A 6,900-nucleotide genomic window follows, 5' to 3' on the forward strand; every position below is an offset into this window, starting at 1 on the left:
CTGACCCGCCGCACCGACAAGGGCGTGGAGCTGCGCGTGCATCCGACCCTGATCCCCGAGCGTCGCCTGATTGCCAATGTGGATGGTGTGATGAACGCCGTGCTGGTGATGGGCGATGCCGTTGGCCCGACGTTATATTATGGTGCCGGTGCCGGTGACGAGCCGACGGCCTCGGCTGTGGTCGCCGATCTGGTGGATGTGGTGCGCGTACTGACCACGGATCCCGAAAACCGCGTGCCTCATCTGGCCTTCCAGCCCGGTGCCATCACCGACCTGCCGATACTGAAGATCGACGAAGTGGAAACCGCCTACTATCTTCGCATGCAGGCCGAGGACAAACCCGGCGTGCTGGCTGAAGTAACCCGCATCCTGGGCGAGCGCGACATCAGCATCGAGGCGATCATCCAGAAAGAACCGATGGAAGGCTCCGACAAGGCCAACGTCATCATGCTGACCCATGTGGTGCGCGAGAGTAAAATGAATGAGGCCATTGAAAAGATCGAAGCCATGAAATCAATTCACGGCAACGTGACCCGGATCCGTGTCGAATCATTAAAAGCATAGAATACGAATTTAACGCGGAGGTCGCGGAGGCGCAGAGTCGCGGAGAAAAAATTTATTACTCCGCGCCTCCGCGACTCTGCGAACTCCGCGATTGAAATTGATTGTTTAAAAATGGGTGATGTTGAACTGCCCTGTACTGAGGAATAGACACAATGCCATTTCGTACCCGTTATACCGGTTTGATTGACAAGTACCGCGACCGCCTGCCGGTGCATGATGACACCCGTATCATCAGCCTGGGCGAGGGCAATACGCCGTTGATTCGCCTGAACAACATCCCCAGGGTGCTGGGCAAGGACGTGGATATCTACGTCAAGTACGAAGGGCTGAATCCGACCGGTTCGTTCAAGGATCGCGGTATGACCATGGCAGTGACCAAGGCGGTGGAAGAGGGCAGCAAGGCAATTATCTGCGCTTCCACCGGCAATACATCGGCGGCTGCCGCGGCCTATGCCGCGCGTGCCGGGATTACCGCGTTTGTGCTGATCCCCGATGGCAAGATTGCGCTGGGCAAGCTGGCCCAGGCGATGATGCACGGTGCCACGGTTATCCAGATCAAGGGTAATTTCGATAAGGGGATGCAACTGGTCAAGGAAGTGGCGACAGAAGCCCCTGTTACTATCGTTAACTCGATTAACCCCTATCGCCTGCAGGGCCAGAAAACCGCGGCGTTCGAGATCGTTGAAGAGCTGGGTCGTGCACCGGACTTCCATTGTATTCCGGTGGGCAATGCCGGCAATATAACCGCGCACTGGATCGGCTATTGCGAGTATTCCTCGGCTTCGGGTGATCATGTCACCGGCGCATGTTCCTTCTGTCATGGCCAGTGCAAGTATGCCGGTGGTGCCGTTGTCGGCAACCGTCCGAAGATGGTTGGTTATCAGGCTTCCGGCAGTGCCCCGTTTATGCGTGGCAAGATGGTCGATGATCCCGATACCCTGGCCACCGCGATTCGCATTGGTCACCCGCAGAGCTGGGACATGGCCTGGAAGGTCAAGGAAGAATCCGGTGGCTGGTTCGATGAATGCAGCGATGATGAAATCCTGGCTGCACAGAAACTGCTGGCGGAAAAGGAAGGCGTGTTCTGTGAACCGGCTTCGGCCACTTCCCTGGCCGGTGCCATGCGTGATATCACCAGCGGCACGATCCCGGAAGGCAGTACCATCGTCTGTACCCTGACGGGTCATGGCCTGAAAGATCCGGATATTGCAATCAAACAGAGTACGCCGGTGCAGGCTGTCGACGCCACGCTGGAAGAAGTTAAAAAGGCGATTCTGGCGAATATGGAATAAGACAAAGTCGGCAGAGGGCAGTTGGCAGTCGGCAGATAAAATAGTACTAAGTACTCAGTACTGAGTATGTAGAGCACACTCTGCTTTTTGATCAACGTTTGTGGAGTATGCATAACCCCATGACGGACTGTCATATCACCGCTTTTGTACCCGGCCTGCTGGGCCCGCAGCCCGTGTTGTCGCAACTTTCCCCGGCCGAACTGCCGGACTTCAGCGCGCTGGAGAAGGCGCTGTCCCGTGCCGATATCAGCGATGATCCGATCAGTGATGCCTACGCCGGCCTGTTTCAGCTGTTCGGTATCGAGCCCGACGCAAGCGGTGATTATCCCGCCGCGGCCATTTGCCAGTCGGTGCAGCAGCTGCAACTGGAGAACTTCTGCCTGCGTGCCGATCCGGTTCATTTGCAGGCGGATATGACCAGTGCAGTGATGCGAGGTCATCAGGCGTTGCACCTGGATAGCGATGAGGCGCAACAGCTGGTCGAGAGTATCAATCAACATCTTCATCAGGACGGCTTGCAGTTGATCATGGGCCAGCCTCATCACTGGTATCTGAGCTTGCCTTCCGCGCCAGGGATAGAGACCTCGCCCTTGCCGTCACTCCTTTTGCAGGATATCAACTCGCATCTGCCGCGCGGCGAGTCGGCCGGCGACTGGCGCCGGTTGATGAACGAAGTTCAGATGCTGCTCTACGATCACCCGATCAATCAGCAGCGCGAGGCCGAAGGTCGTCTGACCGTCAACAGCCTGTGGTTGTGGGGCGGGGGCTATCAGCCTGAACAATCTTCCGTGCACTGGCACCATATCTATACCGACGACTGGTTGCTGGATGCGTTGGCCCGCTTTCATCATGTTCCCAGCGAGGATTTGCCCGAATCGATCGAGACGCTATTGCAGGATTGCCATGGGGAAGTTCTGCTGCACATCGAGGATTGCCTTCAACCGTTGCGCGAGCAGGATCCCTTCGCCTGGGTCGCTGCGGTGCAGCAGTTTCAAACCCTGTGGCTGCAACCGTTGCTTGCGGCTTTGCAGCAAAACCGTTATCAGCGTCTGACGCTGCTGCCGGCTGACGGCCAACGCTATGAATTAACCCGGCATACGTTACGACGCTGGTGGCGCCGTCGTCGGCCGTTGGTAAAGTGGGTGAGCGATGGGATTTGAGCAGCATATCCGGCGTCGTCCCTTGCCGGATGAGATGCCGCAGCTGGCCGATGATCTGCATCCGGTTCTGGCGCGGGTGTTTGCCGCGCGGGCGGTGCGCGATGCCGATGAGCTGCAATACGAGCTGCAAAAGCTGCTGCCCTATCAGCAGCTCAGGGACATCGATCGTGCCGTCGATCTGTTAATCGAGGCATTGCAACAACAGCAACGCGTATTGATCGTCGGCGACTTCGATGCCGACGGGGCGACCAGTACCGCGCTGGCCGTCGCCGCGTTGCAGGCGATGGGGCTCAAACAAATCGACTACCTGGTGCCCAACCGCTTCAAGTTTGGTTACGGCCTCACTCCCGAGATCGTCGAGGTAGCGCGCGAGTATCAACCGGATCTGATTATCACCGTGGATAACGGCATTGCCAGTCTCAGCGGTGTGGACGCGGCCAACGCGCAGGGCATCAGGGTGTTGATCACCGATCATCATCTGGCCGGCGAGCAATTGCCGGCGGCCGAGGCGATCCTCAATCCCAACCAGCCGCAGGACAGCTTCCCCAGCAAGGCACTGCCCGGGGTCGGGGTGATGTTCTATCTGCTAATGGCCTTGCGGGCGCGCTTGCGCGAGATGAACTGGTTCGAGCAACAGGGCATCGAACAACCGAATCTGGCGCAATACCTGGATCTGGTCGCGCTGGGCACGGTGGCCGATCTGGTACCGCTGGATCGCAACAACCGGATCCTGGTAGCCCAGGGGCTGTCGCGCATGCGTGCCGGTCAGGCGCGGCCCGGGATTCGCGCCCTGATCGAGGTGGCCGGACGCACGGCCGAACGGCTGAGCGCCAGTGATATCGGTTTTTTTGTTGCTCCGCGACTGAACGCGGCCGGGCGCATGGATGACATGTCACACGGGATCGAATGCCTGCTGGCCGACAATGACCAGAAGGCGCGTGAGCTGGCGCAACAACTGGATAATCTGAATCGCGAGCGTCGCGGCGTCGAGGCAACGATGAAGCAGGATGCCCTGCAGCTGCTGGATAACATGCAGCTGGATGAGGCGAACCTGCCGCACGGGCTCTGTCTGTTCGATGAGAGCTGGCATGAAGGGGTGGTCGGGATCCTGGCCTCGCGGGTCAAGGAGCAGGTCCATCGGCCGGTGATCGCCTTCGCCGCCACGGCCAACGGCGAGATCAAGGGCTCGGCGCGCTCGGTGCGGGGCCTGCATATTCGCGATGCGCTGGATGCGGTCGCCACCCGTCATCCCGAACTGATCAGCAAGTTCGGCGGCCACGCCATGGCCGCCGGGTTGAGCCTGCCGCGGGAACATTTCGAGACGTTCGCCGCGGCCTTTGATGCCGAGGTGCGTCGCCATCTGGATGAAGCCGAGTTATGCGGCGAGCATTTCAGCGACGGGCCACTGACGGCCGAAGAGATGACCCTGGAGCTGGCCGAGGCGCTCCGCCAGGCCGGCCCCTGGGGACAGGGCTTCGAGGAGCCGTTGTTCGATGGCGAGTTCGAACTGGTGCAGCGACGCATTGTCGGCGAGCATCATCTGAAAATGGTGCTGCGCCATCCCGAGGCTCCGGATCGGGTGTTCGACGCCATCGCCTTCAACCACGTGGATCACGACTGGCCGGCCGATGTGAGTCGGGTCGAACTCGCCTATCAGCTGGACGTCAATGAATACCGCGGTCAGCGTAACCTGCAACTGCTGGTGCGCTATCTGCGCCCGCTCGTTTAGATCCCGCCCATCGCTTGGATCAGGGAATTGGTGTATCATACGCGCTTCACATTTTCCGGTGGTTTATCAATATGTTGGAAGTCAACGCAATCCAGACCCGTATCAAGGACATGCAAGGGCGACTCGAAGCCCTGAGGGGGTATCTTTGACTTCGATACCAAACAGGAACGGCTGACTGAAGTCACCCGGGAGCTGGAAGACCCGGCTATCTGGAACAATCCCGAGTATGCCCAGGAACTGGGCCGCGAGCGGGCCCATCTGGAAAAAATTGTCGAGACCATCACCGACCTGACCCAGCATCTCGATGAGGCCGGCGAACTGCTGGAGATGGCCATCGAGGAACAGGATGAAGCCACGGTGAACTCGGTTGTCGCCGATCTGGACGAGCAGGAGAAACATCTCGAAAAACTGGAGTTCCAGCGCATGTTCTCCGGGCCGATGGACGCCAAGAATGCCTTCGTGGATATCCAGGCCGGCTCCGGCGGCACCGAGGCGCAGGACTGGGCCAACATTCTGCTGCGCATGTACCTGCGCTGGGGTGAAAACGCCGGCTTTACCACTGAATTGATCGAGGTCTCCGAAGGCGAAGTGGCCGGCATCAAAAGCGCCACGGTCAAGTTCAGCGGCGAATACGCCTACGGCTGGCTGCGTACCGAAACCGGCGTGCACCGGCTGGTGCGCAAATCGCCGTTCGATTCGGGCAATCGTCGCCACACCTCGTTTGCCTCGGTATTCGTTTACCCGGAAGTGGACGAGTCGATCGAGATCGATATTAATCCGTCCGATCTGCGTATCGATACCTATCGTGCCAGTGGTGCCGGCGGTCAGCACGTCAACCGGACCGACTCGGCGGTGCGTATCACCCACGAGCCGACCGGCATCGTCGTCCAGTGCCAGAGCGGACGCTCCCAGCACCAGAACAAGGATCACGCCATGAACCAGCTCAGGGCGAAGCTGTACGAAATGGAGCTGCAAAAACAGACCGCCGAAAAACAGGCCCAGGAAGAAACCAAGTCCGACATCGGCTGGGGCAGCCAGATCCGCTCCTACGTTCTGGACCAGTCCCGCATCAAGGACCTGCGCACCGGCGTCGAATCCAGCAACACCCAGGCCGTACTCGACGGCGATCTGAACCAGTTCGTCGAAGCCAGTCTCAAGAGCGGCTTATAAATCTTTTTAACGTAGAGGAAAGCTCTGAAGTTGATTGTTTATCCGCAAATGCACGCCAATGGACGCGAATGATATCTGAGTACAATAATAATCAAGTTTATTTTGCGTCCATTCGCGTTTATTAGCGGACTGAAAATATCTTTTTCTCTACGCCCATGCATTAAGGTTTTAGAAATTCACATCAGGTACATTTAACCATGGCAGATAACAACGAGCAGCAACCGGAACAGGTCGTCGACGAGAACAAGCTGATCGCCGAGCGCCGGCGCAAGCTGGGCGAGTTACGCGAGTCCGGCGTGGCGTTTCCCAACGACTTTCGCCGCAACGTGGTGGCCGGGGAGCTGCACGCCGAATACGGCGAGAAGAGCGCCGAGGAGCTGGAGGCCAACCCGGTACGGGTCAGGGTGGCCGGGCGCATGATGTTGCGCCGGATCATGGGCAAGGCGAGCTTCTGTACCGTGCAGGATATGTCAGGCCGCATTCAGCTCTACGTGCGTCGTGACGATCTGCCTGAAGGCATTTATAACGAACAGTTCAAGAAGTGGGATCTGGGCGACATCATCGGCGCCGAAGGCACGCTGATGAAAACCAAGACCGGTGAGCTGTCCATCAAGGCGGACAGCATTCGCCTGCTTACCAAGTCCCTGCGCCCGCTGCCGGAGAAGTTCAAGGGCCTCTCCGATCAGGAGACCCGCTATCGCCAGCGTTATCTCGATCTGATCATGAACGAGGAGTCGCGGACCACCTTCCAGATCCGCTCGAAGATCATCACCCACATTCGCGAGTTTCTGACCCATCGCGGCTTTCTGGAAGTGGAAACCCCGATGATGCAGGTCATCCCCGGCGGCGCCACTGCCAAACCGTTTTCCACCTATCACAATGCGCTGGATATGGAACTGTATCTGCGCATCGCGCCGGAGCTGTATCTCAAGCGCCTGGTGGTCGGCGGGTTCGAGCGGGTATTCGAGATCAACCGCAACTTCCG

6 protein-coding genes are annotated in these 6,900 nt (G+C 58.6%); all 6 read left to right on the forward strand.

Going from position 1 to position 6,900, the window contains the following annotated elements:
- Positions 1-564: ACT domain-containing protein (locus RI563_RS09585; protein ID WP_310694153.1), on the forward strand; the 564-nt coding region annotated here is incomplete at its 5' end.
- A 152-nt stretch (positions 565-716) separates the two neighbouring features.
- Positions 717-1,856, forward strand: a complete 1,140-nt coding sequence (thrC, locus tag RI563_RS09590; RefSeq protein ID WP_310694154.1) for a threonine synthase — start codon at positions 717-719, stop codon at positions 1,854-1,856.
- Positions 1,857-1,975: 119 nt separating this feature from the next.
- Positions 1,976-3,016, forward strand: coding sequence for a hypothetical protein (locus tag RI563_RS09595; protein ID WP_310694155.1), 1,041 nt, complete (start codon positions 1,976-1,978; stop codon positions 3,014-3,016).
- Positions 3,006-4,745 carry a single-stranded-DNA-specific exonuclease RecJ gene (gene recJ, locus RI563_RS09600; protein ID WP_310694156.1) on the forward strand — a complete coding sequence of 580 codons (1,740 nt, stop codon included), beginning with the start codon at positions 3,006-3,008 and terminating at the stop codon, positions 4,743-4,745. Before RI563_RS09595 ends, recJ begins: the two co-directional genes overlap by 11 nt.
- A gap of 71 nt (positions 4,746-4,816) precedes the next feature.
- Positions 4,817-5,915 (forward strand): peptide chain release factor 2 gene (prfB, locus tag RI563_RS09605; protein ID WP_310694157.1). Its coding sequence is split into 2 segments (ribosomal slippage): positions 4,817-4,891 and positions 4,893-5,915, totalling 1,098 coding nucleotides; the frame shifts between segments, so codons are not numbered across the junction.
- Positions 5,916-6,112: 197 nt separating this feature from the next.
- Positions 6,113-6,900: amino acid--tRNA ligase-related protein (locus RI563_RS09610; RefSeq protein WP_310694158.1), on the forward strand; the 788-nt coding region annotated here is incomplete at its 3' end.

The sequence above is a fragment of the Thiohalophilus sp. genome, assembly GCF_031581315.1.
GTDB lineage: Bacteria > Pseudomonadota > Gammaproteobacteria > UBA6429 > Thiohalophilaceae > Thiohalophilus.